We start from the raw sequence: 26763 nt of genomic DNA on the forward strand, positions 1-26763 counted from the left end.
ACATATCATGATTATAAGGAGGTGTATAAATGTTAAATGTCCGGTTGAAAACTTTAAGAAAAAATGCAAAAAAGACACAACAAGAGATAGCTGATTATCTTGGCATTACACGTTCAGCGTACACTGCCTATGAAATTAATAGACGTAGTCCAGATCACGAAACCTTAAATAAACTTGCCGAATTTTATGATGTTTCTATTGATTATCTAATGGGAAGAGATAATAGCAAATTGACTAAAGATGAACGTGATATTGCAAAACAATTGATACTGTTTCGTGAAGAAATAGAAAATTCCGATGGTTTAGCATTTGATGGTGAGCCTATGAGTGATGAAGCTAAAGAATCCCTTATTGAATCAATGGAGCACATTTTTAGGCAAACACAAAGAATTAATAAAAAGTATATACCTAAAAAATATAGAGACGATGACGAATAACATTTGTGGGGTGCATCTATGACTAATGATGTGATTAAATGTGGATAAAACAAATTGTAGATGAATTAGTAAATAAGTATGGCACCTCATGTCCATTTGAATTAGCAGCGCTTCTAAACATACATATTATCGAATGGGATTTACATGAGGAAATTAGAGGTTACTATAAGTATCATAAGCGTAATAAGTATATTGTTATTAATAGTAATCTTAATGAAGTATGGAAAAAGGCAGTTTGTGCACATGAACTATTTCATGGAATATTGCACCCACGCGTTAATACTGCTTTTATGAAGAAATACACACTATTGTCGGTAGGAAAAATCGAAAGAGAAGCTAACACTGCTGCTGCTCATCTATTAATCCCAGATGAAAGTTTATTTGAATCATATGACCAAATGTCCATATATGATATAGCTGCCTTACACCATGTTCCAGTTGAGTTTGCGGAACTGAAATTTAAGCGGCTATTTTAATACTTAAAAAAAGAACATACATTCTCACTTGAAAGGAGTGATGCAGTCGACTAGCCTACACCTGCCAGTGTAAAGAAAGGTGAAGTCAATATGGCAAGATATAAATTGAATAAAACAAATAAAGATAATGAATTATTTTGGTATTTGGATAGTCAGAAACAAAAACGATGGACATACCGTCATCGTTATTATGATGGCTTTGGTAAACGAAAAGAAAAATCCGCTTCTGGTTTTGAATCAGAGAACGCAGCTTATAGAGAATTACTACGAGTTAAACAAGAGATTTTAGATGGAAATGTAAGTTTTATAGAAAATGAAAATCTAACGGTTGCTCAATGGGCAGAAAAATGGCTCGAATCACAACAAGATCAGTGGAAAATTACAACAGTTTTACAACGTCAAAAAATAATCGAGCAACAGATAAAACCTTTAATAGGTAATTTCAAGCTGTCCAAGCTTGATAAAATTACTTATAAACAAGCTTACATTGACGAACTATTAAAAAAATATTCTGTAAGTACCGTCAAATTATATCATCGTATTTTTAAAATCTGTGTAAACGGAGCAGTAGATCAAGAAATTATTACAAGAAATCGTTTTACCAAAATTACGATTAAAGATAGTAGTGATAAAATACATGAATCCTCAGGTAAAGATGTTCGAGAAAATGTTTATACTCCAGATGAATTAAGTTTCTTTTTGAAATGTTGTAAAGAACAAGAAAATATTACTGTCCAAACAATTTTCATTACACTTGCTGCTACTGGCATGCGTCGTGGAGAATTAGCAGCATTACGTTGGAGAAATATAGATTTTGAAAACAATACTTTATCAATCGGGAGAACTCGCGATAGGCATGGGGAGCGAGCAACAAAAACATCAAACAGTATACGCACACTAGAAATGAATCCATCTCTAGCTCGTGCTTTGGAGAAATATCAAAAATGGTGTAAGCAATACCGCCTAGCACATGGACTTAAAACAAAAGATGATGATTATGTGTTTATTTCTTATCAGACATGTGAAGCCATTTCGGATACATTTATTAGTGCTTCACTATCTCGTATTTTAAAACGAAATAATCTTAAAAATATTACACCTCATGGATTCAGGCATACATTTGCAACGATTTTAATTAATGAAGGTGTTCCAGTTACAACTATAGCCAAACTTCTGGGCAACACAGCTAAAATGGTATTAGAGGTTTATTCTCATAGTTTCAAAGAGCTCGAGGAGCGGGCAACCAAGGCCTTAGCTAAAGTTGTGAATTTTGACTAAATCTTTATTATTGGGGTACATTTTGGGGTACAGTAGTAGAAATAATCAATATAAATGTTGATAATAGTAGACTTTGATTGATGATGCAATATTACTCTCGTTAATGACAACAAAAGCCCTGAAATTCCTTGTATATCAAGGTTTCAGGGCCTTTTTATTGTCTTCACCATATAATTGTAATAATAATTTTTACTTAGAGCTTCATCCTAACACCCCTAAACAATCAATTTAAACTTTTGTTGTTTCCAATTGTAATCATTAGTGCGGAAACGAATCCGATACTAAGTGTTATAGCTAGAAGAAGAAAGGCTACAGCAAAGCTACCAGATTGTATCAAATAAACAGATATGAATGGCGCAACACTTGTTCCAGCAAATAAAATGACTGTATACATAGAGATTGCAATCCCTCCCATATTCCAGCCTAACTGGCTAACAATTGTCACTAATGAAGGCACCGCAAGAGCAATCCCACTAACAAAGAGAATACTAACGATTGTTAAACCAGCTATGGTTGAAAGAAAGCTCATCATGATTAGTGCGATAATCGAAAATGACAAGGCCATTTTCAGTACAGACAGCTCATTAAAACGCTTTGCTAATTTCCCTGCAAATGGTGACATTACCATCCCTACTATCCCAAAGGCACGAATGTAAATGAGGTTCTGACTTTCCATACCAAAGGAATTACTCGTTAAATATGCACCCAAAATAATGTACATACTGACAAATGACATTAATAAAACAAATGCAATGATATAACTAAATATCAAATTTCTATTGGTGAAAATAATACCAATTCTCTTCAAGGGAGCCCATATATTTTTGGTTTCATTGTGAACGATTCCCTTCGGTAAGATCCACACGACTAACAAAGCAGTCATAGCATACACTACTGCAAGCACATAAAAGATGACGTGCCAATGACTATGTTCACTTACATATCCACTAAATACCTGACCAACTATACCCGCTACAAGAAATCCCGTACTAATAAAACCAACTGCCCCAACTTTTCGATCATTTGGAAAAACCTCAAGAGTATAAGCAAGCGCTACTGGTGAAAATGTAGCTGCCGCAAGCCCTTGTAATCCTCTCAATAAAAGAATAACAGAAAAATCATTAACTAATCCTAGAAGTAACGTGATCATGCTTAGTGAAAAAAGCCCAAATACGATGATATTTTTACGTCCATATTTTTCTGATATTGCACCATAGAAAAAACACCCTAGCGCAAATCCAAGTGAAAAAACACTTGATGTAAAACCTGCTTTAGACAATGAAATATGAAAATAATCACTGAATAAACTAATAAGAGGTATTGTTAAATAGAGGCTCGACATCACCACCATACCTGTCCAGGCTAAAATAGTTGTCATTAAAGTATAATTTGCGCGATTTCCTGAAATTACAATGTTCATTAAATAAATCACCCTTTTAGTTTGATTAGCTTATAGTTAGATAATCTAATTAAACAACTAAAAATTAAACTGTATCAATATAGCTACAGTTTAACGTTCCACCTTTAGTTTTCTTTGTATAGATTTTAATAATTTACTCACTAATTTCTCGAATACTTTTCGTTCATCAGGTTCCAAATCGATTAAATTAGAAGCACATGACGACCAATAAGTCGGTAAAACCTCAGCGATAAAAGTACGCCCTTCATCAGTTAAACTTACATAGATCTTCCTCCGATCTTCTTTACTATGATTCCGTACAACAAGATTTCTCTTTTCTAGCCAATCCAGCATTGATGTTGCTGATGCCCTCGTAATTCCCAATCGTTTAGCTAAAGCAGACGGAGTCGCACGTCTCTCTTCATGTAGTGTCAGCAATAGTAATAAGTCCAATTTACTTTCTGTAATTCCAAAAGGAGCTAACTCATTGTCTGTTACATCTAAAACATGATCACTTAACCATAACAACATTAATCCCAATTTTGCATCTTCTTGATTTGTCTCACTTGAAGAGGACGCCTGAATCAGTTCAATATATGGCTCTACCCCTAACACTGGTAAATCATCTTCATTCGTGTACGTTTTCTTAAGTTTTGTCATTGAATCACCTTTTAATTAGATTATCTAACTATTAACCATTCTAACTATAAAATTAATCTAATGCAAGCACTTTTATTTCCACAAATTTCTTCAAAATAAAGCCACTATTTTTTAGCGCAGACGTATTTCATTATAACGAACAATAATTATTCCCCTCTCATATGATGACAATCTTATGTACTTTAAAATAGTAATTACACCGTTTCAAAATAACATAATCACTACCTTAATAATAAAAACAAAATATCAGTTATTTACTATTCAACTACTCATAAAAATAGAACCATTTTCTAAAAAATATATTTTACTTTCATAGTAAAATATTTTTCAAACTACATTAAATTCAATATTCTTATACAAAACTACTTTCTAAACACCCTTTCAACACCTTAACTTTTTTGTGAAATAATAACATGAATAAAATGAACAATTTTAATAAAAATACGAGTTGAACTTTTACAAAAAATAGAATACGATGAATTCCGAAAGGTGGTTCACCATCATTCAAGCAATAATAATTTTTTAAAAGGGGTTGGAAATATGTCAGACGTTCTAAAGCAATTTGTTATGCCGAAAACAAACTTATTTGGACCTGGAGCAATTCAAGAAGTTGGTAAACGCTTAAACGATTTAGAAGTGAAAAAGACATTAATCGTAACAGATGAGGGATTACACAAATTAGGTCTCTCAGAACAAATTGCAAACATCATTACAGCTGCTGGAATCGATGTAGCAATTTTCCCTAAAGCAGAACCAAATCCAACAGATCAGAATATTGAAGATGGTGTAGCAGTATATCATGCTGAAAACTGCGATTCCATTGTTTCTCTTGGAGGAGGCAGCGCACACGATGCAGCAAAAGGTATCGGACTTATTGCTTCGAATGGTGGACGCATTCATGACTATGAAGGCGTTGACAAATCACAAAATCCATTGGTGCCATTAATTGCGATCAATACAACTGCTGGGACAGCAAGTGAAATGACTCGATTCACAATTATTACAGATACAGCACGTAAAGTGAAAATGGCCATTGTTGACAAACATGTAACACCGTTATTATCCATTAATGACCCCGAGCTTATGATTGGCTTACCACCGGCTCTAACTGCGGCTACTGGCGTAGATGCATTAACACATGCGATTGAATCCTTTGTTTCTACTAATGCTACGCCAATTACAGATGCATGTGCTGAAAAGGTACTTCAACTCGTTCCTGAATTTTTACCGCGTGCTTATGCGAACGGTGCTGATTTAGAAGCGCGGGAGCAAATGGTGTATGCTCAATTTTTAGCAGGAATGGCCTTTAATAATGCATCGCTTGGCTACGTGCATGCGATTGCTCATCAATTAGGTGGCTACTATAATTTACCACATGGCGTGTGCAATGCTATTTTATTGCCACATGTTTGCCGCTACAATGTAACAGCACGTACAGAACGCTTTGCTCGTATCGCTGAATTATTAGGAGAGAATGTGGAAGGATTAAGTAAACGTGATGCCGCTGAAAAGGCTATTACAGCTATTGAAAAGCTATCACAAGATTTAAATATTCCTAGCGGCTTCCGTGCATTGGGTGCAAAAGATGAGGATATCGAAATCTTAGCAAAAAATGCAATGTTGGATGTTTGTGCTGAGACTAACCCTCGTAAAGCAACACTAGAGGATATTAAACAAATCATTACTAATGCAATGGGGCCTCTTGCGAAAAAAGAGGAGTCACTCGAAGCGGTTGTCCTTTCTTAATCGAGGAATTCATATAAGCCTACCATGACAATAGATGGAGAAAACGCTTGTTTTCTCCACTTTTTTATAGGTTCAGTATACATACATTGTCTATACTAGAAACTCTCGCTATACTTTTCTTAAAAAGAATAGGAGAAAAACGATATGCGTTTAATTTCAATTTGTCCTAGCAATACAGAATTAGTCGCTTATTTAGGGCTGACAGACCAGCTCGTTGGTGTCGATGATTTTTCTGATTGGCCAGCTACGGTTAAAGATTTACCACAGCTTGGACCAGATTTATCCATTAATATGGATGCATTAGAGGCATTACAGCCTGATCTTGTCCTAGCTTCCTTAAGTGTGCCTGGGATGGAAAGAAATATTGAAGCATTGAAAGAAAGAAAGATTCCCCACATCATTTTTAATGCAAACTCACTAGAGGAGATTGCTCAGGACCTTCTGACACTTGGAAGAGCTTGTCATGTGGAAAAACATGCACAGGCCATCGCCGAACAATACATGGATTCTATCGAAAAGATGCGTTCCATTGCACAGACTATCCAAAAGAAACCTACTCTTTATTGGGAATGGTGGCCCAATCCTATTTTTACACCAGGAAAAATAAACTGGCTTACGGAAATTAGTGCTATTGCAGGTGGGGTTAATTTATTTCAAGATGTAGATCTTGCCAGTGTTCAAACGGATTGGGCAGATGTCGTTGAGCGAAAGCCCGACTACATTATGATGGCTTGGGTAGGTGTAGCATTTGAGCGTATACAGCCTGCTAATTTATTAAAACGTCCACATGCTAAAGAGCTACATGCCGTTCAAATGAAACAGCTTCACGTAATGGAAGAATGGCTGTATTGCCGCCCCTCTCCACGGCTGATCGAAGGTGCCATAAAGCTTGCGAACCTATTGCATCCTAAAGAATATAAACAGATAAAACCTCCAAGTTTCTTATAAATGAAAAAAAGCAATATCCCCCTGAACAAGAGGATGTTGCTTTTTCATTTATAGAAATTAAACGAACTTCACCATATGATATTTTTTCTTCCCACGACGCACAATGCTGAATGCATCCTCTAAACGGTCCTTGGCATCGAATACATATTCTAAGTCCGTCACCTTCTCACCATTTACACTAATCGCACCATTCGATACGTCCTCACGGGCTTGACGTTTTGAGGATGAGATCCCCGCTTCCACAAGAAGGTCTACAATATTTTTGTCCTCTTTAGCCATTTCAATAGAAGGAACATCTTTAAATGCATCCTTCATTTCTTCAGCTGAAAGTGCTTTTAAATCCCCTGAGAATAAAGCTGCTGTAATACGAATGGCTTGCTCTAATGCCTCTTGACCATGAATTAAACGAGTCATTTCTTCTGCAAGTGCTTTTTGAGCCTTACGTAAATGTGGTTCTTCTTCTACAGAGACTGCTAATGCTTCAATTTCTTCACGAGAAAGGAACGTAAAGATTTTTAAGTATTTGATCACATCTGCATCAGCAGCATTGATCCAGAATTGGTAGAACTCATATGGAGATGTTTTCTTACTATCTAACCATACAGCACCACCTGCTGTTTTACCGAATTTTGTGCCGTCTGCTTTCGTTACTAAAGGAATCGTAATCCCGAATGCTTTCGTTTCTTCCTCATGTGTTTTACGAATAACTTCTAAGCCTGTTGTAATATTACCCCATTGGTCAGAGCCACCTACTTGTATACGACAATTGTAGTGATTGTATAAATGATTGTAATCAATACCTTGGATTAACGTGTATGCAAACTCTGTAAAAGAGATTCCTGTGTCTAGACGAGAAGCAATCGTATCCTTTGCTAACATGTAGTTTACGTTAATTAATTTACCGTAATCACGTAAAAATTCAATTGTATTGATATTGCCAATCCAGTCGCGGTTGTTCACAAGCTGTGCACCGTTGCCATCTTCTGCAAAATCAAAAATACGTTCTAATTGGCTACGGATTCCTTGGACATTTTTATCGATTTGCTCTACTGTTTGTAATTGGCGCTCTTCTGAACGACCAGATGGGTCACCTATCATCCCTGTTGCACCACCAACAAGTAAAATTGGACGGTGACCAGCTTTTTGGAATCGACGAAGTGTTAACAATGGAACAATATGTCCTATATGCATGGAGTCTGCTGTTGGATCTACTCCACAGTACAAGGATACTGATTGCTCATCTAATAATTTTGCCATGCCTTCTGCATCTGTTTGTTGGTATAGCAAACCACGCCATTCTAAATCTTGTAATAATTCGTTTGTCATATTAATTCCTCCTAAAAATGGTTGAAATGCGTTACGTGTATGGGCTTATTTAAATAAAAAAGTCCCTACACGCAAATAATTGCATGCAGGGACGTTAAGTTACAAACTAACGCGGTACCACCCGGCTTGAAGATGTCATCCATCTTCCACTTCATTCAACCGCCTTTATCGCAGGCGCGCACGTCTAAGCTCCAAGCACGTAATTCGTCTCTACACTATGACCAGTTTTCACCAACCACTGGCTCTCTAAACAGGGAATATAGATACTACTGTAAACTCTTCATCACTAGAAAACTATAAACATAATTCTATACGAATCTATTTCAAAGTCAATAACTATGTTCGAGCTAAAACATTATGTGCTATAATAGACAAGATTTTAGGAGGTCGATACATTGAAAGATTGGATTGAAAAAATCAATGCAAAGATCGATGAATTACTTGAACAAAAATGGATGAAGAAATTACGTATTTCAGGTAGTGTTACCTGGAACTTATTTTTACTATTTTTAGTCTTTGCATTGGTGGGCACTGTATTTGTCGGATCAGTTGGAGCTGGGTATTTCGCTTCTCTCGTAAAAGAAGAGCCATTACGCTCAAAAGAAGAGTTGCGCAATCAAATTTTCAGTTATGAAGAAACCAGTGAAATTTATTTTGCCAACGATATTTATATTGGGAAGTTACGGACAGATTTGGATCGCCGTGAAACATCACTTAGCAATGTAGCACCAGATGTTGTGAATGCTGTTCTAGCAACAGAAGATGAATATTTCCGCGATCATAACGGCATAGTACCAAAGGCGGTTGTTCGTGGTTTATTACAAGATGTCACTAACTCTGCTACGCAAACAGGTGGATCTACCCTTACTCAACAGCTTATTAAAAACCAAGTACTAACAAACGAAGTATCCTATGAACGTAAAGCTAAGGAAATCTTACTGGCAATGCGTTTAGAACATTTTATGACGAAGGAAGAAATATTAGAGGCTTACTTAAATATTATTCCGTACGGTCGTAACTCTTCAGGTCGAAATATTGCTGGTGTTGAAACAGCCGCTGAAGGGATTTTTGGTGTGAAAGCTAAAGAATTATCTCTTCCACAAGCTGCTTACATAGCTGGTATTCCACAGGCACCATTTGCCTACACACCTTTTACGAATACAGGTGAACTGAAAAGTGAAGAAGCTTTAAAGCCGGGTATTGATCGTATGAAAACGGTACTATATCGTATGAAAGAAGCTGGTTATATTGACGACGCGCAATACAAAGAAGCTTTAGATTATGATATAGCGGCAGATTTCCGCGGACCAGAAATGCGTGCGGAGGATCGTTACCCATGGCTAACATATGAGCTTGAAGCTCGTGCAAAAGAAATTATTGCAGAGAAACTAGCAAAAGAAGATGGGGTTGACCCAGAACGATTAAAAGCAGAAAAAAAACTAAAGGATAAATACACAATTTTAGCAGATCGTGATGTTCGTTCAAAGGGCTATCGTATTTACTCAACCATTAATAAAGATATGTATGATTCCATGCAAAAGGCCGCGAAGGACTTCCAGTATTACGGTCATACGTATACTGGTAAAGGAAAAGATTCTGTCACTGGTGAAGAAATAGATATTGAGATGCCTGTACAAGTGGGCAGTATTTTAATAGAAAATACTACAGGGAAAATTTTAAGCTTTGTCGGTGGTCGAGACTTTAAAACAACACAAGTAAACCACGCTACACAGGCTTTTCGCTCTAACGGTTCTACTATGAAGCCATTACTTGTTTACGCTCCTGCTATAGAATATGGGGTAATCGGTGCAGGTAGCCCACTCGTTGATGTGAAATTCTCGATTGGTTCCTGGAGTCCAAGTAACTATATTACGAGTGATGAACGAGGTCTTATTCCAGCTCGTGAGGCATTAGCAGACTCTCAAAATATTTCAGCGCTCCGTTTATATAATGACATTATTAATAGACGCCCTGCTGATTTATTAGTAAAAATGGGATTCACAAAATTACATCCTGATGATTTTACAAACTTAGCAACGGGTATCGGTGCTTTAAGTGAAGGGACTACTGTTGAAGAAAACACAAATGCCTTTGCAACTTTTGCAAATGGTGGACAATTCATTGATGCTTATATGATTGATCGAATTGAAGACCAAGAAGGAAATATTGTTTATCAACATGAAGTGGAACCTGTCCAAGTGTTCAGTCCCGAAACATCTTATATCGTGACAGATATGTTACGTGATGTTCTAACGAAGGGAACAGGGACAATGGCACGAAATACGTTAAAATTCTCTTCTGATTTCGCTGCAAAAACAGGGACTTCTCAAGAGTATAAAGATGTTTGGTTAGTTGGCTATAATCCAAATGTATCCCTTGGTGTTTGGATGGGGTACGATCAGCCTCGTACACTTTATGCATTTAACAATACGTATTTACAGCCAAGTGTTCGTGTCAATAAGCTATGGGGCACTTTAATGAATGCTGTTTATGATGCAGACCCTCAATTAATTGATCCGCCGACAAGCTTTAAGGCGCCTAAAAATGTTGTGACTGCTTCATTCTGTGGTATTTCAGGTATGGCACCTTCTGCCGCTTGTGCAAACGCAGGTCTTGTACGTTCAGATTTATTTAATGCGAAAGTATTTTTACCGTCACAGCCTGATGATAGCTTAGCATCTTCAAGTGTTGTAACGATTAAAGGAAAAACCTATAATGCTCTGCCAAATACACCAGCAGAATTTGTTAAATCAGGTGGTGCAGGCATTAATCAAGCATTTATCAAACGAATGCTAGGAAGACTTGGTGGTAACCCAGCTAGTCTATTACCAAAGAATTCAACATTGTCGAATTCATCTGTATCAGCAGTTGATTTCCCAGCGGACGATAGCCCACCAGCAGCTGTAACAGCTACAGTAAATGGCTCGACATTATCATGGTCAGAGTCATCAAATGATGTTGTTGGTTATCGTATCTACAACGTTACGAATGGTGGTAACACACTTGTAACGTCTGTGCTAGAGTCAACACAAAGTATCTCTGTTGCTAGTGGACAAGCATATGTTGTGGTCGCTGTAGACATTACAGGTCTAACATCACCACAGTCTAATGTTGTTTCTACTGGTGGTAGCGAAAATGAACCTGACCCAGAGGAAAACGAGCAAGAACCAATTCCACCAACAACGCCACCTACAAATGGCAATGGCTCTGGTAGTAACGGTAATGGTTCTAATAATGGGAATGGCTCTAATAATGGCAACGGCTCTGGTAATAACGGCAACGGCTCTAATAACGGCGAGGGCTCTGGTAACAATGGCAATGGAACTGAAAACCCGGAAGATGGCTCAAATGGAGGAGACAATGGCAACACCCCCCCTCCTGACACATCAACAACAAGACGCTAATCTATGTTGCTTAGCATAAAGCAATCGAATAAAACAATCTAGCTAAACAGACTTACTACATCATTACTTATGAATTGTAGTAAGTCTGTTTTTTTGTCATTATAAAGAAGACTACTATTTTGAAGGGGTGGAAAAATATGAACATATTAGTTTTAGGAGGCACACGTTTTTTTGGTAAAAAGCTGGTGGAACTTTGTATTCAAAATGGACATGATGTAACGATTTTAACACGTGGTCAAAGCGGTAATCCCTTTGGTACAAATGTTAAGCAATTAGTGGCCAATCGTAATGATCGTGACGCTTTAGCACAGGCACTAGCTAATACTACATGGGATATTGTTTATGATAATATTTGCTATTCTCCCAACGAGGCACAAGCAATTTGTGAGCTATTAAAGGGGAAAACTAAAAAACTGGTTTTCACCTCTACTCTTTCAACCTATGAAGTAGATGGAAAGATGAAAAAGGAAGAAGACTTTGACCCATTCCAGTATCAAATTCGCATGGGTCAACAAGAGGAATTTTCTTATGGCGAGGGCAAACGACAAGCAGAGGCTGTCTTATTTAAAGAGGCTTCGTTCCCAGTTGTCGCTGTACGTTTTCCGATTGTGATGGGGGAACATGACTATACACATCGTTTACATTTCCATGTTGAACGTATTTTACAGGATCAACCGATCACTCTACCAAACATAGATGCAAAAATGAGCTATATTACAGATGAGGAAGCAGCTGCATTTTTATATTTTACTGGTGTTACTCCTATAGAAGGTCCATACAACGCTACTGCGTCTGGTACTATATCACTTAAGGATCTAATAGCTATGATTGAAGAGATAAGTGGTAAGCGTGCAAAAATTTCACTTATTGGCGGAAATGAGGAATCACAGTCACCCTACGGAGTTCCTGCAGACTGGTATATGTCGAATGAGAAAGCAGAGAAAGCAGGATTTACATTTAGTCAGCTTGAAAAGTGGCTACCCGAATTAGTGAGCACTTTAGTAAAACAGCTCCAATAACTTTTTAACAACACAAGGCGGCTGGTACAAGAGGATTTTATCCAATGAAAAACCCAAACTATTTAACGAAACGCTCATCTAGTGTTTCGTAATAGTTCGGGTTATCTATTTATATAGCTTTGTTAATTGAAAATGTCTAGCCTTCATCATGGACAATTAATTATAACCCATCCTCTATTCGTTCAATGTAAAATCGTCTTTAAAATAGCCACTGCTTTGTCAATCTCTTCCTTTGTGACCGTTAATGGTGGCAAGAGGCGAATAACAGTTGGTCCTGCCCCCACTAATAAAAGACCACGCTCTTCTGCTGCGGCAATATAAGGTGCTACCTCTGTATTACCACAACCAATCCCTAACAACAGACCCTGTCCCTGAATGGTATAGCTAGAAGGTAAATTTGCTTTTAGCTGAGCCACAAAATAAGCCGATACTTCTCGTACCTGCTGTAAAAATTCCGGCTCAAATACATGGCTCAAAACAGCTTGTGCTACATTCATTGCAAGAGGATTTCCACCAAATGTTGTACCATGTGTTCCAGGGCTAAATGTCGCATGAAGCTCGGCAGTTCCTAGCATGGCGCCAACAGGGAAACCACCGCCTAATCCTTTTGCCAATGTCATAATATGTGGTTTTAATACCGTTTGTTCAAAGGCATAGCGTGTGCCCGTTCGTCCAATACCTGTTTGTACTTCATCAATAATTAGCAGTATCCCTTTGTCATCACAAGCTTTTGTAATAGCTGCTGCAAATTCTGCTGATACGCTATTGACACCGCCCTCTCCCTGAATCATTTCCAGCATAATAGCTGCTACCGAATCATCAATGGTTGCTTCCAGTGCGGCCACGTCATTGAATGGCAAAATCGTAAACTTTTCTACGAGTGGTCCAAAGCCATTATGTACTTTGCCTTGACCTGTTGCAGACATGGCGCCAAAGGTACGACCATGAAAGGATTTTTCAAATGTAATAATATGATGTTTTCCTGTATGCTTCCGCGCTAATTTAATAGCCGCCTCATTAGCCTCTGCTCCACTATTACAGAAAAAGGCATGAGCAAAGTGCGTATGGGCGATTAATTTTTGTGCTACCTTCTCCTGACCCGGTATATCAAAAAGGTTTGATATATGCCATAGCTTTTCACTTTGCTCTTGCAGTGCCTGCACAATGGCTGGATGGGCATGACCAAGGCTCACTACAGCAATTCCACTAGTAAAATCTAAATATTGTTTCCCTGTAGAATCTTCCACAACGGTCCCATGTCCTTTGACAATTTGTGCGCGGCGCTTACCGTAGTTCCCAAATAAAGCACTCATGTTATCATCTCCACTATCATTAGAAATAGTCTTCTTTCAACAACTATACTTATCACATTATCTTATTAGAACTCTAGGGCGAATGAAGTTTACTAGAAGCGATAATCGTTGTCCCTATTAATGTTTCTCCCACAATTTGCACAGAAGGAATACCTGCACGTAAACCGTCAATAGCCCCTTGTACTTTCGGAATCATTCCTCCGTATATATGCCCCTGCTCTGTCCACTGATCGATGAGAGCAGGTGTAGCTATTGATTGATATTCATCCTGAATACGAATACCACTCACATCCGTTACGAGTAATAAGCTATCTGCCCCTATCGCTAGCGCAATTTCACTTGCCACTGTATCACCATTTATATTGAGAGCCTGACCTGCTTCGTTAGCACCTACACAAGCAATAACTGGAACAATCCCCCCACTCATTAACATTTCCAATAATGATGTATTGATGGTTTTGATAGCTCCAACATAGCCATAAATAGCTTGATCTAAAAAGTCTGCGACCATCAATTGACCATCAAAGCCATTTAACCCAAGAGCAGCTATACCTGCATGTGTTAATTCATGAACTAGCGCAGGATTCACTTGACCGATTAAAGTCGATTGGACAACTTTCATAGCCGCCTCATTCGTAACACGTATGCCATTTAATGTATGTGATTGTATACCTCGAGCAGCCAGTTCGCGATTAATGGCTGGACCACCACCATGGGTGATAATCAGTTCTACCCCACTTTCTTGTAACCTTTTAAAATTATCAAAGAAAGCTTCATTTAACCCTTCCAGTGTACTGCCTCCAAGCTTAATCACCATACGTTTACGAGCGGTATGAGGCATTGATTTGGACGTAGTCATATGTTAAGTCACATCCCCAAGCATGCCCCTTACCTTCACCCAGACCAAGAGACACATAGATTTTTACTTCATGCATTTTTAATATTTGAATTAACGCATCTTCGGAGAAAGCAATTGGCTCACCGTTTTCAACCATTGTGGCACCACCAATTTGAATAGTAATTTTATCTGCATCTATAGTTGCACCACTATACCCTACCGCAGCAATAATACGCCCCCAGTTAGCATCACAGCCAAAAACGGCCGTCTTCACAAGTGGTGAACCCACGACAGTTTTAGCAATTTTTCGTGCCTCTTCATCTGAAATTGCCCCAACAACTTCCACTTCTATGAGCTTTGTTGCCCCTTCTCCATCTTTGGCAATCATTTTTGCTAAATCTTCCGCCACTGTTTGCAACGTGTAATAAAAATTTTGCCAGTCTGGATGCTCAGGCGTTAGAGTATCATTTCCCGCTAAACCGTTTGCCAATACAACCACTGTGTCATTAGTGGATGTATCCCCATCCACTGTAATAGCGTTAAATGTCAAATTTGTAATAGCTGAAAAAGCCGCTTGTAACACATCAGATTCAATGTTGGCATCAGTTGTAATAAAACCAAGCATTGTTGCCATATTCGGTTCGATCATGCCTGAACCTTTTGCAACACCAGCGATAATGACTTCCTTGCCATCCACCGTTGTACTATAGCTTGTGTTTTTCATAACCGTATCTGTCGTCAAAATAGCTTGTGCAAAGTCAATGGCACTTTCTAAATTATCCTTTGGCTCTAGCTGTTGAATACCATTAGCAACTGGCTCCAATTTCATTATTTCGCCAATAACACCCGTTGAACAAACACCTATCAAATTCGGTGCAATTCCTAGCTTTTCAGCAGCTAACGCCTGCATCGTTTGGGCATCCTTAACCCCTTGTTTACCAGTGCAGGCATTCGCATTGCCAGAATTCACAACGATTGCTTGCATTTTCTTTGTTGTATAGACAACTTCTTTCGTGACTTTTAATGGTGCTGCTTGGACAGCGTTTGTTGTAAAAACACCAGCTACACTTGCGGGTACTTCGCTTACTAAAAGTGCTAAGTCTTTTTTCTTATGCTTTAAACCGCAATGTAATCCTGCCGCTTTAAAGCCTTTTGGTGAAACGATATTTTTACTTGATAATTTCTTCATTACAGTTGTTAACGTAGTGACTGTCATTCGAAATTCCTCCTTTGATGGATAAAATAAGACAAGCATACAGTTCCCTGCATGCTGTTAAATAAAGAACGGTACAACATCTAGCCCTGTCGTTTGTGGTAAATCAAATTGCACATTCATATTTTGAATGGCTTGCCCTGCTGCCCCTTTGACAAGATTGTCAATTACACTGACAATCGTGGCACGATTCGTACGGGAATCAACTTTTACCAAAATATCACAATAGTTTGATCCTTTCACACGATTTGTCCCTAAACCGTTTGCATCCGTAACTACTCGAACAAATGGATGCTTTTCATAGGTTGTCTGTAAACAAGTGATCAATTGTGCCTCTGTAATGCCAGGCATAACAGGTGCATAGGATGTCGCCAAAATCCCCCGTGTCATTGGCACCAAATGCGTATTAAAAGTAATCGTTGTATCTACATGAGCAAACATGGAAAGTGCCTGTTCGATTTCTGGTATATGCTGATGTGTATTTACTTTATAGATTGAAAAGCTCTCATTCGCCTCACTAAAGTGGGTCGTTTGTGATGGCTTATTGCCAGCTCCCGAAATACCGCTCTTAGCATCAATCACTAAAAAGCTCGGATCAATCAACCGCTCCTTTACAAGTGGCAATAAGGATAACAAAACCGCTGTTGGGTAACAGCCTGGATTAGCAATAAGTGTTGCTTGCTGGATAAGTTCTGTATTCCATTCCGTTAAGCCATACACACTCTGTTGCACACTATGGGATGGTGCCGCTTTTTTGCCATACCATGCTTCATAGCTTGCGAGATTTTTTAAGCGATAATCACCAGATAAATCGATTAATCTTGGTCCTTTTCCAATCAATGGCGGTAAAAGCTCACTAGTCACGCCAGATGGTGTACTCGTAAACAAAACATCAAATTTTTCTAAAGTGTCATACTCTATTTTTTGTAATGGCGTATCTACTATCGTAATAAGATGACCAAATTTTGAAGAAAAAAGTACACCCTCTTCTGATGAGGTAAATAAATCAATCTGATCCATAGCCGGATGGTTATGTAAAAATCGAATAAGCTCTAGTCCACCATATCCAGTTGCTCCAACAATACCTACTTTCAATGCACTCACCTCTGAAATAAGTTAAAAATAGTATACGTCTGCATATTTATTAAGTCAACTGAATTTTTATAAAATTATATATTTTCTCTGTAGACTTTACTTCATCTTTAGAATGCTTATGTAACATTGTAAAGTCAGAAAAAAGAAGGCAAGAATCCTTTCGTTCATCGAATGAATCCTTGCCTTCCTTTTATGCATATGTTGTATAAATATCAATTGTTGTTAGCTTACTTGTTTAATCTTCCATCGTCGATAAATCACCAGTTGGCAAATTTAATTCCCATGCTTTCAATACACGACGCATAATTTTACCACTACGTGTTTTTGGCAATTTATCCTTAAATTCAATTTCACGCGGTGCTGCATGTGCAGATAAACCTTTCTTAACAAAATCACGGATATCTTCAATCAATGCATCAGAAGGTTCAACCCCTTCTCGTAAAGATACAAAGGCTTTAATGATTTCCCCCCGCACTGGATCTGGCTTCCCGATAACACCTGCTTCGATTACATCTGGATGCTCAAGTAGCTTGCTTTCTACTTCAAACGGTCCTACACGTTCACCAGCTGTCATGATGACATCATCCACACGTCCTTGAAACCAGAAGTAACCATCATCATCCATATAAGCCGAATCACCGGATACATACCATTGTCCTTTTAGGAAATAAGATTCATAGCGCTCTGGGTTGCCCCAAATTTGGCGCATCATGGCTGGCCAACCACGTTGAATAGCTAGATTACCCATTGTAAAGGGTGGCACTTCATTGCCAGCATCATCAACAATCGTTGCATGAATACCTGGAAGAGGTTTCCCCATCGAACCCGGCTTAATATCCATCGAAGGATAATTACAAATCATATGAGCTCCTGTCTCGGTCATCCACCATGTGTCATGTATACGATGTCCTAATTCCTCCATTCCCCAACGAATAACTTCTGGATTCAAAGGCTCACCGACAGATAACACATGTCGTAAAGAGGATAAATCATAGCTTTCGAGTAAACCACTACCTGCCCCCATGAGCATACGGAACGCAGTTGGCGCACTATACCAAACTGTTACACCATAATCCTCAATGGCTTGATACCATGCTTGCGGTGAAAATCTTCCGCCAACAATTAGCATTGTCACACCGTTTAACCAAGGCCCAAAAATACCATAGGCTGTTCCAGTAACCCATCCAGGATCGGCTGTACACCAATAGATATCGTCTTCCCGTAAATCAAGCACCCACTGTGTTGATTGATATTGCTGAATCATTGCATTATGGACATGCAACACACCCTTTGGAGCACCTGTTGAACCTGAAGTATAATGAAGAATCATCCCATCTTCTCTCTCAACCCACTCCACTTCAAATCGTGCCGAAGCCTCTTTTAAATGTTTATTAAAGTCTAGAATTTGAGCTGTTTCCTCAATATCCTCCCCAACTAAAAAAACATGTTCTAGCTGAGGCAATTTGGCTAATGGCACACGTTCAAGCAACGCTGGTGTTGTGACTAATACTTTCGCCTCACTATCTGCCAGACGATCATACACAGCTCCTTCCATAAAAGCTTCAAACAATGGTCCAACAATAACACCCATTTTCAGTGCACCTAACAATGAAAAGTAAAGCTCAGGTGAACGTGGCATAAAAATAAATAAACGATCACCCTTTTGCAGGCTAGTAGCTGATTTAAAAACGTTTGCCGCTTTATTTGTTAATCTCTTCATTTCATTAAAAGAGTAAGTCTCTTTTCGTTTACCATCATTAAAATAAAGTGCCACCTTATTTTTACGATGTGTTTCTGTATGACGATCAATTGCCTCATACGCCATATTTACTAAACCTGTTTCGTACCAGCTAAATGCCTTTTCCGTATTCGTCCAATTATGAGACTTTGCTACTTCTTCGTAATTCGTTAAATGGTGTTGACCAGGTAAAGCCATTAGCTTCTCCTTCATTTTCATCCCCATAAAACTACCCCTTTCTTTGCTTTTGCATTTGTCTAAATTTCAACAATCCCCCCTGTTGAAATGTAGAAATAATCGTAAAAGCAAATTTGATATACAGCCTTTGTTATATAACAGTTTACTACTGTAATAATGATAGAATTCTTAATCACACTACTTTCATCTGTTAAATAACAGAAGCATTATATTTTTATTTTACACGAATTTTGATGGATTGTCTTAATATTTTCACTTTTCCAAAAATACAGGTATATTTTGCAAAAATAAGCGTTTTTCCGCAAGAAATCAGCTATAATGGAATTATTAAACTCAGGTGGTGTAATTATGGAACATAAAAAAACTTTTTTTTCTGTCACAAAGGAAACTAAGCATGGTACGGTGTATGTGGAAGGACCTGTACCTCCAGAAAAATTAGCTACATATTCATTCCATGAGGGCTTGGTTGCCTTCAGACCTCCAAAACAGCAGCAGCAGGCCATCATCGAAATTGCAGGGCTCCCAGAAGGTCGTATTATTATTATTCGAAACGAAGATATTATCGTAGGCTATGTTACCTATCTTTATCCTGATCCACTTGAACGATGGGCAGAAGATCGAATCGATGACATGATTGAATTGGGAGCCATTGAAGTCATTCCAGACTATCGTGGAACGGGTTCAGGTAAGGCTCTGCTAGCCGTTTCATTTATGGGAGATGAAATGGAAGACTATCTGGTGATTACTACCGAGTATTATTGGCATTGGGATTTAAAAGGAACGGGTTTAAATGTTTGGGACTACCGCAAAATGATGGAGAAAATGATGAGCTCCGTCGGCTTTGAATATTTCGCTACGGATGATCCCGAAATTACTTCACATCCAGCAAATTGCCTTATGGCACGTGAAGGAAAACGTGTGCCTCCTGAGACAATGGAAAGATTTGATAGGCTTCGTTTTAGAAATCGTTTCATGTATTAAAACCAACACAAAGGGGATGCGTATATGATCGTAGAAGAAATTATGAATGATGAGCCTTACACATTAGCGCCTACTAATACCGTGCATGAAGCACTAAAGCTAATGCGTGAAAAAAAAGTTCGTCATTTACCAGTTATAGATGAGGAACGTCATGTTTTAGGTGTAATTACTGAACGAGATATTAAAGAGGTCTTACCGTCATCATTACAGGATGAACCTCACTCTCCTGTTTTTAGTGCAAAAGTAGAGGAAATTATGGTGAAAGACCCGCTTATCGGTCATCCACTAGATTTCGTTGAAGAGGTAGCTCTTACATTTTATGAAACGAAAATAGGCTGTTTACCGATTGTCTCTGGTGGAAAATTAGTAGGGATTGTGACAACAACAGACTTACTCTATACATATATAGAGCTGACCGGTGCTACGGAGCCTGGCTCAAAAATCGAGATCCGAGTATCAGATACACCAGGGGTTTTATTTGAAATCACCAAAATATTTCATCAACATCATGCCAATGTCCAAAGCGTCTTAGTTTATCCTGATTCTGAAAATACACAAAATAAAATTTTAAGTGTCCGAGTAAAAACACTGAATCCTTTAGCCATGATTGAAGACCTTCGCAAAGAGGGCTTTGATGTTCTCTGGCCCAATTTACCAGGTGTTTCATTATAATGAAAAAGGCCGTATTCGTTTACTCGCCTGAACAACTCGGATATAAATTTTCAGATACACATCCTTTCAATCATAAACGCTTGACGCTAACTATGGATTTACTAAAAAATATCAATGCTCTTGATGATGTGGATATTGTGCCTGCTCGTGTTGCAACGGAAGAAGAGTTATTGCTTGCACATGATCCAAAATATATAGACATCGTGAAAAGAGCTGGACATGGTGAATTATCGGAAGCACAATGTGAAAGCTATGGTATTGGCACTGAAGATACACCTATTTTTGCCAATATGCATGAAGCAAGTGCACAGCTCGTTGGTGGAACGTTAACCGCTGTTGATTATGTAATGGAAGGTAAAGCCGAACATGCCCTCAACCTTGGCGGAGGGCTACATCATGGTTTCCGTGGTCGTGCATCAGGATTTTGTATTTACAATGATAGTACGGTTGCTATTCGTTACTTGCAGGAAAAATACAATGCTCGTGTACTTTACGTAGACACAGATGCTCATCATGGAGACGGTGTCCAATGGAGCTTTTATGAGGATCCAAATGTTTGTACATTGTCTATTCACGAAACTGGCCGCTATCTCTTTCCAGGAACAGGAAACATCACAGAGCGCGGCAATGGTCAAGGCTATGGAACCTCGTTTAATTTTCCAATGGATGCTTTCACAGAGGATGAAAGTTTCCTAGATATTTATGAACAGTCCATGCGAGAGGTCTTTGAATTTTTCAAGCCCGATGTTGTGTTAACACAAAATGGTGCTGATGCCCATTTTTTTGATCCGTTAACACATTTACACGGAACGATGAATATTTATCGTGAAATTCCAAGGCTCGCCCATCAATTAGCACATGAGTATTGTCAGGGGAAATGGATTGCTGTTGGTGGTGGTGGCTATGATATTTGGCGAGTGGTGCCTCGCGCCTGGTCCATGTTATGGTTGGAAATGACTGATCAAGTATGTCCAACAGGATCACTCCCTCAGGCATGGCTTGATCGCTGGCAGCCAGAAGCACCTGTTCCTTTTATACCAACTTGGGAGGACCCAATTCCTTTATATGAGCCCATTCCTCGAAAAGCTGAAATCGAAGAGAAGAATGCTCAAATGTTAGCCAAAGCGCTACATATTATTCGAAATGAAAAAAGAGATTAACTTTTTTTGCCTCACGATCAACGTGAGGCTTTTTCATTGGAGCGATAATGGCCCGCCGCATTTAATCCATCGCTTCTATAGTTCTATTCTTCATTTTGGAGTTCTATCCACCACTTTTATAGTTTTATCCACTACTTTTAGAATTCTATCCTTCATTTTTATAGTCCTATCCACCACTTTTGCAGTTCTATCCATCCATATAAAAAAACACGCAAACTCTTCACAAGTTTACGTGTTACAATCATTATTTACTTTTGACCGATTGTCGATGCTCAATACGGTGGGGTAAAATAACTGCCTCGTCCTCGACAGGCTCCTTGCTCATTAATTTTGTCAGCAAGCGCATGGCAACTGCTCCAATATCATATAGCGGTAATGCTACACTTGTTAGCTGTGGGCGTACCATTCGCGCTAGCTTTGAGTTCTCAAAGCTGATGACTTCAATATCCTCTGGAACATTTTTGCCTGCGTCTTGTGCGCCATGAATTAAGCCGATTGCCAGCTCATCACTGCCTGCAAAATAAGCTGTTGGTGGATGTTCGAGAGCAGATAATATTTCCCAAGCCTCTAAGCCCATGTCATAGCTAGACTCTTCTGCGGCAATTAATGCCTCATCTATTGGTAAACCAGCATCCTGCAATGCTTTCTTATAGGCTGCTAGCTTGAATTTTCCGTTAATTGTATACGAAAGTGGACCAGTTACGAAACCAATACGTGTATGTCCATTTTGAATAAGTAATGAAATTGCTTCATAGGCCGCTTGGAAATAATCGATATTCACAGTGGCAATTGTCTGCGATTCATCAACCGAGCCAGCTAGCACAATCGGTACTGGAGAATGATCCATCGTTTGTTGCATTTTTTCTGTGACCTCATCACTCATCATAACAATTCCATCTACTTGTTTTCCAAGCATCGTATCCAGTAGCTGTAACTCTTTATCTTCATGTTGATCTGAGTTGGCTAAAATAATATTATAACGATACATCGTGGCAATATCCTCTACACCACGAGCCAGCTCCGCATAAACATTGTTTGCAATATCTGGGATAATCACGCCAACTGTTGTTGTTTTCTTACTTGCTAAACCTCGCGCTACTGCGTTTGGACGGTATTCTAATCGCTCAATTACTTCTAATACTTTTTTTCGTGTTGCTGGTTTTACATTTTGATTACCATTGACTACACGAGAGACCGTTGCCATGGAAACATTCGCTTCTCTTGCAACATCATAAATTGTAACAGTCATCGTACGTGCCTCCCTTTTTTCCTATTATAGCCTTATCATACGATAATTTTCATATTATTTTCAAGAAGAACTACGTAAAAACCAAGTACTAATAGTCCTATTCTAGACATTATTTTGTCACGATATAACAAACACCGCCTGCCGAAGTAAGCAAGCGGTGTTCGCTGTTAACAATTAAGCATGAATTTCATGATTTTTCATGAATTTTTGTAGTGTTTCATAGAATGCGTCAAATGTTGGGATGTCCATTTGTTGTTGTGAATCAGACAATGCTACAGATGGATCTGGATGCACTTCTGCCATAACACCATCAGCGCCAATTGCGATAGCTGCTTTAGCACATGGTAATAATAAATCACGACGACCTGTTGAATGCGTTACATCTACGAATACTGGCAAATGCGTTTCTTGTTTTAAAATTGGTACAGCTGAAATATCCAATGTATTACGTGTTGCTTTTTCATAAGTACGAATACCCCGCTCACAAAGGATAATGTTTTCATTGCCTTTAGACATAATATACTCAGCAGCATGAATGAATTCATCAATTGTAGCAGCTAAGCCTCGTTTTAATAGGACAGGTTTATTTGTTGCACCTGCTGCCTTTAATAATTCAAAGTTTTGCATATTACGTGCACCAATTTGGATAACATCTATATAGTCTAATGCTTCCTCTAAATGACCTGGTGTTACGATTTCTGTAATCACACCTAAACCATATTCCTCTGACACACGTTTTAAAATTTTAAGTCCTTCTAGCCCAAGACCTTGGAAGTCATATGGAGAAGTACGTGGTTTATAAGCACCACCGCGAATTAACTTTTCGCCTTTTGCTTTAATAGAAGCGGCAACAGCTGCTACTTGCTCATACGACTCAACTGCACAAGGACCAAATACGAAAGATGGCTTCCCTTGTCCAATTAATTCACCATTGATATTAACAACTGTATCTTCGGATTTCTTTTTACGAGATACAAGCAATTCCTTCTTCTTATCAGCTTCTAATTGTTTTAAAGCTGTTTTAAAGATTTGCTTAAATATATAATCAACCGTCATTTGGTTTAATGGTCCTTGATTGTGTTCTTTAATAAGATCGAGCATGTGTCTTTCACGTAGTGGATCATAGCGATTCACACCTTGCTTTTCTTTAATCTTACCGATTTCATCAACTACAGCTGCACGTTCGTTAATTAGACGAAGAATTTCTAAGTTTAAACCGTCAATTTGACTACGTAAGCTTTCTAAATCTTTTTGGCTCATGCTTACTTGCTCCTCTCCTCATGACAGACACTTTCAGAACTCTGAAATGTATGTTACATTTTTAGATAATAGCATTATTATAATCAATGTTGTTCAGAATGTCACGCATTTTTAATTTAGCGCTTCAACTCGCTAAATTATTTTTCAAGTATGACGCGAAAGGAAGCGATTACATTGAGTTCTAAATTATTCGCACTTGATATTGGTACACGCTCAGTGGTCGGGATTATTCTACAAGAAGAAAATGACCATTTTCATGTGGAAGATATTTTAGTGAAAGAGCATAAAGAACGTGCCATGGTAGATGGTCAAATACATAATGTCATGTATGTGGCAGATTTAATAAATGAAATAAAACGTGAACTCGAAGAAAAACATGGTCCTCTTACAAAGGTAAGTGTGGCTGCCGCAGGTCGATCTTTGAAAACTGAACAAGCTAGTGTGACCATTAATATACGTAATCGGCCTATTTTTACTGAAGAAGATATTAGTCGCTTGGAACTTCAGGCCGTTCAACAAGCACAGCAACAACTTTTACAACAAAAGGAGGATGCAAAGATTAGCCACTATTATTGTGTAGGCTATTCAGTCCTCTATTATCGCTTGGATGGCGAGGAAATCGGCAGTCTGCTCGATCAACAAGGTGATGAAGCACAAATTGAAGTGATTGCCACTTTCCTACCTCGCGTTGTTGTGGAATCACTTATTGCTGCTCTTAAACGGGCAGATTTAGAAATGGAAGCACTGACATTAGAACCTATTGCTGCCATTAATGTGCTCATTCCGCCAACGATGCGTCGCTTAAATGTGGCACTTGTTGATATAGGGGCAGGAACATCTGATATCGCGATCACTGATAAAAGTACAGTTGTGGCCTATGGTATGGTGCCAACAGCTGGCGACGAAATTACAGAAGCATTAAGCGACCACTATTTACTAGACTTCCCTGTAGCAGAAGAGGCAAAACGTCAGCTCCAAACAGCAGAAGAAATATTAATTCAAGATATCCTAGGATTTGATCAGTTTTATCCAAAGAATGAGGTGTTATTAGCAATTGAGCCTGCAGTGAAGCAACTGGCAAAGTCTATTGGTGAAGAAATCTTACGACTCAATAATCGTGTCGCACCGAAAGCCGTTATGTTAGTTGGTGGTGGTAGCTTAACACCCAATCTGACTACAGAACTTGGACAAGTCCTTGACTTACCAGCAAATCGTATCGCTGTTCGAGGTATTGATGCTATTCAAAACCTTACAAAGGAAGAACATATAAAAGCATCACCTGAGTTAGTCACGCCGATTGGAATTGCGATTGCTGCTAAAAAAATGCCGATTCAATATATGAGTTTAACGGTTAATAATCAAGTGGTTCGCCTTTTTGAATTAAAGGAAATGACTGTGGCGGATGCTTTTTTAGCGGCAAATATACGAGCAAAGCAATTATATGGAAAACCTGGACTTGGGCTATCTGTCAGTGTCAATGGACAAGATATTTTTATCCCAGGTGGTCATGGGCAACCAGCAGAAATATTGGTCAATGGCCAACAGGCATCTACCAAAACATTGATTAAATCGGGTGATGCTATTCAGCTAATTGAAGGGCAAGATGGGCAAACTGCAACAGCTACAGTGAGAGATCTTGTTGATGATGCAGCGATAAAAACAATTACAATACAACAAACCAAATATGTGATTGAGCCAAAAATTACTGTCAATCAATCACCTGCATCACTTGATACAATTTTAAATGATCGTGATAGAGTAGTTTTTGATATAGCTGATACAATTGAAGATGTATTTAAAGTCACGAACAACTGGAATTTAGTCAAACAATTTGAATCCTATTCTATTCAAGTGGACAGTCAACCTTTGTATTTACCAGAATTCTCTTCACAGCTAATGATTAATGGAAAAATAGCTAAAATGAGCTATGCGGTTCAAGATGGCGATATCATTAGCTTTCACCAACCATCTTTACCAACCGTACAACGTATAGCAGACCAAATGAACCTTTTGCTAGAGGATAAAATCATTATTCATTTCCAACAGGAAGTTTTAGAACTTAAGAAAACAGCAAATGAGGCGCTCGTCAATCAAAACGTTGTATCACCACTGTCCACTGTGCCGAATGGAGCAACTATCGAATTTAGAGAAAAGGATCGCAGTCGTTGGATTTATCAGGATGTATTCCGTTTCTCTAATTGGCAGTTACCAGGTACATTTAAAGGGAATTTCACGATTTTAAGAAATGGTCAACCAGCAAGCTTTGATACAGAAATATTTGGTGGCGATCAACTAGAAATACTATTAGAAGCTTCACCCATCACTTAAAAAAGGGATACGTTACATCATTATC

General features: G+C 38.5%; 21 protein-coding genes and 1 other annotated feature. Of the genes, 11 read left to right on the plus strand and 10 right to left on the minus strand.

The genetic code is table 11. From position 1 onward, the window contains the following. Positions 1 to 29: 29 nt before the first annotated feature. The 3 genes from MKY46_RS17450 to MKY46_RS17460 all read left to right on the plus strand — a co-directional run bounded on the left by MKY46_RS17450 (position 30) and on the right by MKY46_RS17460 (position 2191). The gene (locus tag MKY46_RS17450) at positions 30 to 437 is read left to right on the plus strand and encodes a helix-turn-helix domain-containing protein (RefSeq protein WP_340834995.1); all 408 of its coding nucleotides are present in this window, start codon (positions 30 to 32) and stop codon (positions 435 to 437) included. Between the two features lie 38 nt (positions 438 to 475). Beyond that, positions 476 to 913 carry an ImmA/IrrE family metallo-endopeptidase gene (locus tag MKY46_RS17455; RefSeq protein ID WP_340834998.1) on the plus strand — a complete coding sequence of 146 codons (438 nt, stop codon included), beginning with the start codon at positions 476 to 478 and terminating at the stop codon, positions 911 to 913. 90 nt (positions 914 to 1003) lie between these two features. Continuing rightward, complete coding sequence (locus tag MKY46_RS17460; protein WP_340835001.1) at positions 1004 to 2191, plus strand: tyrosine-type recombinase/integrase; 1188 nt, start codon at positions 1004 to 1006, stop codon at positions 2189 to 2191. A gap of 223 nt (positions 2192 to 2414) precedes the next feature. On the opposite strand, the gene MKY46_RS17465 is transcribed toward MKY46_RS17460, so the two are convergent. Continuing rightward, entirely contained in the window at positions 2415 to 3611 is a 1197-nt protein-coding gene (locus tag MKY46_RS17465) for an MFS transporter (RefSeq protein ID WP_036118864.1), read from the minus strand. Positions 3612 to 3701: 90 nt separating this feature from the next. Beyond that, positions 3702 to 4250, minus strand: a complete 549-nt coding sequence (locus MKY46_RS17470) for a MarR family winged helix-turn-helix transcriptional regulator (RefSeq protein ID WP_058843400.1) — start codon at positions 4248 to 4250, stop codon at positions 3702 to 3704. Between the two features lie 540 nt (positions 4251 to 4790). On the opposite strand from MKY46_RS17470, the gene MKY46_RS17475 reads away from it, so the two are divergent. Both MKY46_RS17475 and MKY46_RS17480 read left to right on the plus strand, forming a co-directional pair. Next, positions 4791 to 5996, plus strand: coding sequence for an iron-containing alcohol dehydrogenase (locus MKY46_RS17475; protein ID WP_036118859.1), 1206 nt, complete (start codon positions 4791 to 4793; stop codon positions 5994 to 5996). A 144-nt stretch (positions 5997 to 6140) separates the two neighbouring features. Beyond that, positions 6141 to 6944 carry a cobalamin-binding protein gene (locus MKY46_RS17480; RefSeq protein ID WP_036118857.1) on the plus strand — a complete coding sequence of 268 codons (804 nt, stop codon included), beginning with the start codon at positions 6141 to 6143 and terminating at the stop codon, positions 6942 to 6944. Positions 6945 to 7001: 57 nt separating this feature from the next. Here MKY46_RS17480 and tyrS read toward each other — a convergent pair whose 3' ends face one another. After that, entirely contained in the window at positions 7002 to 8270 is a 1269-nt protein-coding gene (gene tyrS, locus MKY46_RS17485; RefSeq protein ID WP_036118855.1) for a tyrosine--tRNA ligase, read from the minus strand. Between the two features lie 84 nt (positions 8271 to 8354). Continuing rightward, positions 8355 to 8563 (minus strand) — a binding site (T-box leader). 102 nt (positions 8564 to 8665) lie between these two features. On the opposite strand from tyrS, the gene MKY46_RS17490 reads away from it, so the two are divergent. Both MKY46_RS17490 and MKY46_RS17495 read left to right on the plus strand, forming a co-directional pair. After that, complete coding sequence (locus MKY46_RS17490; protein ID WP_036118854.1) at positions 8666 to 11674, plus strand: transglycosylase domain-containing protein; 3009 nt, start codon at positions 8666 to 8668, stop codon at positions 11672 to 11674. Positions 11675 to 11811: 137 nt separating this feature from the next. Continuing rightward, entirely contained in the window at positions 11812 to 12693 is an 882-nt protein-coding gene (locus tag MKY46_RS17495) for an NAD-dependent epimerase/dehydratase family protein (RefSeq protein WP_036118853.1), read from the plus strand. A 182-nt stretch (positions 12694 to 12875) separates the two neighbouring features. Here the strand turns inward: MKY46_RS17495 and MKY46_RS17500 are convergent, their stop codons facing one another. The 5 genes from MKY46_RS17500 to acsA form a co-directional block, all read right to left on the minus strand. Beyond that, positions 12876 to 14006: an acetylornithine transaminase gene (locus tag MKY46_RS17500; RefSeq protein WP_036118851.1), complete on the minus strand. Its 1131-nt coding sequence runs from the start codon at positions 14004 to 14006 to the stop codon at positions 12876 to 12878. Between the two features lie 73 nt (positions 14007 to 14079). Next, complete coding sequence (argB, locus tag MKY46_RS17505; protein WP_249645898.1) at positions 14080 to 14865, minus strand: acetylglutamate kinase; 786 nt, start codon at positions 14863 to 14865, stop codon at positions 14080 to 14082. Then, a complete protein-coding gene (argJ, locus tag MKY46_RS17510; protein ID WP_036118840.1) occupies positions 14828 to 16060 on the minus strand; it encodes a bifunctional glutamate N-acetyltransferase/amino-acid acetyltransferase ArgJ in 1233 nt (410 codons plus the stop codon). Before argJ ends, argB begins: the two co-directional genes overlap by 38 nt. A 57-nt stretch (positions 16061 to 16117) precedes the next feature. After that, the gene (gene argC / locus MKY46_RS17515) at positions 16118 to 17152 is read right to left on the minus strand and encodes an N-acetyl-gamma-glutamyl-phosphate reductase (RefSeq protein ID WP_036118839.1); all 1035 of its coding nucleotides are present in this window, start codon (positions 17150 to 17152) and stop codon (positions 16118 to 16120) included. A gap of 235 nt (positions 17153 to 17387) precedes the next feature. Next, positions 17388 to 19115 carry an acetate--CoA ligase gene (acsA, locus tag MKY46_RS17520; protein WP_419185181.1) on the minus strand — a complete coding sequence of 576 codons (1728 nt, stop codon included), beginning with the start codon at positions 19113 to 19115 and terminating at the stop codon, positions 17388 to 17390. 321 nt (positions 19116 to 19436) lie between these two features. On the opposite strand from acsA, the gene MKY46_RS17525 reads away from it, so the two are divergent. The 3 genes from MKY46_RS17525 to MKY46_RS17535 are packed head-to-tail and all read left to right on the plus strand — an operon-like array spanning position 19437 to position 21901. Further along, positions 19437 to 20069, plus strand: coding sequence for a GNAT family N-acetyltransferase (locus MKY46_RS17525; RefSeq protein WP_036118837.1), 633 nt, complete (start codon positions 19437 to 19439; stop codon positions 20067 to 20069). A 24-nt stretch (positions 20070 to 20093) separates the two neighbouring features. Further along, positions 20094 to 20741, plus strand: a complete 648-nt coding sequence (locus MKY46_RS17530) for an acetoin utilization AcuB family protein (protein WP_036118835.1) — start codon at positions 20094 to 20096, stop codon at positions 20739 to 20741. Then, entirely contained in the window at positions 20741 to 21901 is a 1161-nt protein-coding gene (locus MKY46_RS17535; protein ID WP_036118833.1) for an acetoin utilization protein AcuC, read from the plus strand. The genes MKY46_RS17530 and MKY46_RS17535 overlap by 1 nt, the downstream gene beginning before the upstream one ends. A 244-nt stretch (positions 21902 to 22145) precedes the next feature. Here MKY46_RS17535 and ccpA read toward each other — a convergent pair whose 3' ends face one another. Both ccpA and MKY46_RS17545 read right to left on the minus strand, forming a co-directional pair. Further along, complete coding sequence (gene ccpA / locus MKY46_RS17540; protein WP_036118832.1) at positions 22146 to 23150, minus strand: catabolite control protein A; 1005 nt, start codon at positions 23148 to 23150, stop codon at positions 22146 to 22148. A gap of 174 nt (positions 23151 to 23324) precedes the next feature. After that, positions 23325 to 24410 carry a bifunctional 3-deoxy-7-phosphoheptulonate synthase/chorismate mutase gene (locus MKY46_RS17545; protein WP_036118830.1) on the minus strand — a complete coding sequence of 362 codons (1086 nt, stop codon included), beginning with the start codon at positions 24408 to 24410 and terminating at the stop codon, positions 23325 to 23327. A gap of 174 nt (positions 24411 to 24584) precedes the next feature. On the opposite strand from MKY46_RS17545, the gene pilM reads away from it, so the two are divergent. Beyond that, positions 24585 to 26738, plus strand: a complete 2154-nt coding sequence (gene pilM, locus MKY46_RS17550; RefSeq protein ID WP_036118828.1) for a pilus assembly protein PilM — start codon at positions 24585 to 24587, stop codon at positions 26736 to 26738. Positions 26739 to 26763 lie beyond the last annotated feature (25 nt).

It is taken from the genome of Lysinibacillus sp. FSL M8-0355 (assembly GCF_038008985.1).
Taxonomy (GTDB): Bacteria; Bacillota; Bacilli; order Bacillales_A; family Planococcaceae; genus Lysinibacillus; species Lysinibacillus fusiformis_D.